The sequence below is a fragment of the Candidatus Zixiibacteriota bacterium genome, assembly GCA_040753495.1.
Classification (GTDB): Bacteria; Zixibacteria; MSB-5A5; order GN15; family PGXB01; genus DYGG01.
This window is the reverse complement of record JBFMEF010000068.1, coordinates 1-3,531: the sequence shown is the minus strand read 5'-3', so window position 1 is coordinate 3,531 and position 3,531 is coordinate 1. Positions and strand designations below refer to the sequence as shown.

General features: G+C 53.2%; 4 protein-coding genes. All 4 read right to left on the bottom strand.

Translation table 11 applies throughout. The features are described 5' to 3' along the window. Positions 1 to 301 (bottom strand): nuclear transport factor 2 family protein (locus tag AB1690_04560; GenBank protein MEW6014575.1); only part of this gene is annotated, 301 nt, incomplete at its 3' end. A 71-nt stretch (positions 302 to 372) separates the two neighbouring features. After that, a complete protein-coding gene (locus tag AB1690_04555; protein MEW6014574.1) occupies positions 373 to 1,842 on the bottom strand; it encodes a serine hydrolase domain-containing protein in 1,470 nt (489 codons plus the stop codon). Positions 1,843 to 1,923: 81 nt separating this feature from the next. Further along, on the bottom strand, positions 1,924 to 2,961 hold the full coding sequence (locus AB1690_04550) for a hypothetical protein (protein ID MEW6014573.1): 1,038 nt from the start codon (positions 2,959 to 2,961) through the stop codon (positions 1,924 to 1,926). After that, a partial coding sequence (locus tag AB1690_04545; protein MEW6014572.1) for an RNA polymerase sigma factor occupies positions 2,927 to 3,531 on the bottom strand: 605 nt, incomplete at its 5' end. The genes AB1690_04550 and AB1690_04545, both read right to left, overlap by 35 nt.

Here is a 3,531-nt window from a genome sequence, read left to right as displayed (position 1 = left end):
ATCGGAGGGAATCCCGCGCCGGTTGATTGTCGCGGACAATCGACGCCCGATATGTAACCAGCGCAACCTCAGGCGAGAGAAGCCTCATCTCAAAGCCGGACATGGAAATCTGTATAGACCCCTCGCCCGCCAGAGCATCAATTATCGCCTGCTTATCGAATTTTTCTCCCCCGCTTCCGAATTCCACAAAATCATCAGCCAGGAGCCGACTTAGTTCGCTTCGATTATGCCTGACTGCCGGCTCAAAAAGATGAGACTCCAGATTATAAAGATACTCGCGGAGCGATTTTTCTCTCATCATCCAGAATTCCCGGAATAGAGCTGTTTCACGAGAAATTGATTTTTGAAAATAAGTCCTTATCCGCCCTGAGGTCAAGACTTAACTCGCGCCATCAGCTGTCGCACCCGGCGGGCGACATTCTCAGCCTTCGGCGGGTCGAGATTCGCCATCACTATCACTACCAGCCCGGAAGAAAAATCGGCCTCGACCATAGCGTTGATACCGGGGGCGCCGCCGGCGATGCCGAGCGTCCCCTGCTTTAACGGCAGCGACGGGGCATTCTGCGGCTCGGGAAGTTCATTGGTGACCACCCAGTTGGTGAAGCGGGCATCGAGCAAATTCCCCTGCGAAAGGGCGCGCACGAATCGAAGCAGGTCCTCGACATTGGAATATCCCCCTCCGGCGGCGCTTCCCCGCGCCGGACGGGTATAAAAATTGTTTCTAAGCGCACCGTTGTTGTCAGTCATCGCCTCGCCGGTATAGCCAGTGGCGAGATTCAGATTGATCATGTCAGCCTGATATGAATCGGTACTTTCCATCCCGGCCGGTTTGTAAATATTCTCACGGATATAATCATAGTAATCAGTTCCCGACACTTTTTCAACAATAGCCCCCAGCACCACATACCCGCCGTTGGAGTATCTTCGCTGCGTCCCCGGTTCGAAGAGAAGCGGCATATCGGCAAACAACGGCAGATAGTCATTATTTGAGCGGAGACGGTTCTTGGGGAGGGCATCAAATCGCTCATTAAAAAAATCGCCGATGCCGGAGGTCATGTTCAGCAGATGCCGCACGGTCACTTTTTCCCGGGCATCCTTATTGGGGTAATCAGGAAAAATCTCTCCCAGTCTGGTGTCAAATGACAATTTTCCCTTCTGAATCAACTGAGCAATGGCGATTTTGGTGAAGATCTTGTTAATGGAACCGAGGTTGAATCTGGTATCGATACGATTTGGGACGACAAACTCCCGGCTGGAAAGGCCGTAAGCCTGCCTGAATATTTTGTCTTCTCCATTGGCAATAAGCACGGCGCCGGAAAATTCTCCGGTTTGAGCGAGGCTGTCAAGGTAATGCTGGATGATCGCCAGCGCCTCAGCGCCTCTCAGCGGGGTAAGCGGTTCCTCGGTCGGCTCGTCAGTCATATCGACCCGCAGAGTCAGCAACTTATGCGGCGGGCCCGGTTCGAATTTGAAGTCGTACTGAAGCCATTCCCCTTTCTGAGACTGCCCGTAGAGTATGACATTATCAATGGCTTTCTTTTCCATTCGTCGAATTTCGACTCTTCCCAGGTCCGCTTTCAACTGCTGAAAAACTGCCAGCCGCTCCTCGACTGACCGTTGTTTCAAACTGGTTTCGCACAGATTCTCCAGAAAATAAGCGCGCATTCTTTCGGCATCACCGCTGTTGAAAGCCTCGAAATATGCCAGCGCTCGCTCTCCGGAGGGGGACTGCCGCAGTTGGCTGGTCACTTCCTCATCATGAGCGAAAAGCGGCAAGAGCGCAAATAGAGATGAAAAGATGGATATCATTACAGCCGGAAATAGACGTCGACGATTTCTCATAACGGCGTGAACCTCCAATATATCTATTAAAAACGGGTCGCAATGATTATAGAGTTTCATCGCAACCCGTCCTAATAAAAACTACTTCGTTTCCAGTTTCTCCGCTTTTACTTCGACCTGACGTTTCCCATCGGGACCGGTGGTAATGGTCACCTCTGGATTTGAAATCCCCTGCGCGGCCAGTTTGGCGCGAATCTCCGCCTCGATTTCGGCGTCGGTCTTCCCTTCAGCGTCGATTTCAAGCTCAATGGGAATGTCCAGTCCGACTTTACCGCTGTCATCCTTAACTTTCAGCTCCAGTTGCTCCTGCTTTTCTCCGGAGGCATCTTGCTTTTGCATCTGGACATCAATCCGCCTCTGGCCATCAGAGTTGGTGGTCACTTTGACCTGCGAACCGGGATAGCCGGCTTCAGCCAGTTTCCGGATAATATCGGCTTCGATTTCGGCGTCACTCTTCCCTTCGGCGTCAATCTCAATCTTGCGCTTCTGCTCCAATGCCTGGGCGGAGAGCGAGCCGGAAGCCTTTTTTATCACTTCCACAATTTCCGGCGTTATCTTGACTCCGGTAACGGTTGAGATGACCAAGGCTACTTCCCGCGCCGCCTGGCGGGTGGGGAGATACGACACAGTGGTGCCGTTGTCATTTGCTTTCAAGGCGAGATTGCCATATCCAACCGCCGCCAGGGCGTCCTCGAGATTTGCCGCCTTTGCCATAGCCGCCGGACTAAGTCCGTTATAGACCAATTCGTAACCGATGGTTCTTGAGTACGGCAGTGGTACAAGGGTTACAAAAAGAAGCAAAAGCGCCACAATCCCGGTAACCAAAGCGAGTTTCGGGCGGCGAGAAAATTGCGATTTTATGGTAGCCATGATAAAACTCTCCTTTGACAAAGTATTCCGGGTCGATTCGATTTTCGCCCGGAATGTTTGGAATGGGGTATTATTCTGAATTTCAGATTCGCGGGCGTGCCGAAGAATCTTCGCCAGCAGCCCATCGGCGGCAGCCACCTCAGCGCAGGAACGGCAGGATTTCAGATGCCTGACCAGTTCCAGATTAGTGGCATCCGTCCCCCAGTGGCGGATTTCACTCAGAAGATGCCGTGCTTTCCGGCAATTCATATCGTTCCTCCGTTCGTTTCTGTTCCGATTTCCGCGTCAGATGACTCATAAGAGCCTTCCGCATCCTGGCGCGGGCGCGACTCAGGCGGGCTTTGATGGTACCTTCCGGCTCATCCAGAAGCGAGGCGACCTCCCGCAAGGACCATCCTTCCAGCTCGAACAGGGTCACCAGCGCCCGCTCTTTGGTCTTAAGATGCGCCATTGCCAGTTCCAGATACCGCTTTGAATCGAGACCTGAGGTCGGGTCGCGCGACGGTTCCTCATCCGGTCTCAGGTCGCTCAGGCGAAGATGGCGGCGCCACCATTCCCGTCGGGCGCGATTCCTGAAACGGTTGAGGATGATTCGGTAAAGCCACGGCTTGAAAGCCTCTTCCTTCCGCAAAGAGTCGCTATGTGTCAGGGCGCACAAAACGGCTTCCTGATAAAGATCATCGCCGTCGAGCCGGTTGCCGGTAAGCTTGCGGCAGAAACTTTCCGCCTGCGGGTGCAACGGTTCGAGCATTTTCCAGAACTGGTCGCGGTCTATCGGCATCTGAACGTAAGACACAATAGGGCTATCTGAGGTTGCAG

Bases quoted from the DNA above. Each gene is read 5' to 3' on its own strand.
- AB1690_04550 (MEW6014573.1), bottom strand. From the start codon at position 2,961: ATGAATTGCCGGAAAGCACGGCATCTTCTGAGTGAAATCCGCCACTGG.
- AB1690_04555 (MEW6014574.1), bottom strand. From the start codon at position 1,842: ATGAGAAATCGTCGACGTCTATTTCCGGCTGTAATGATATCCATCTTT.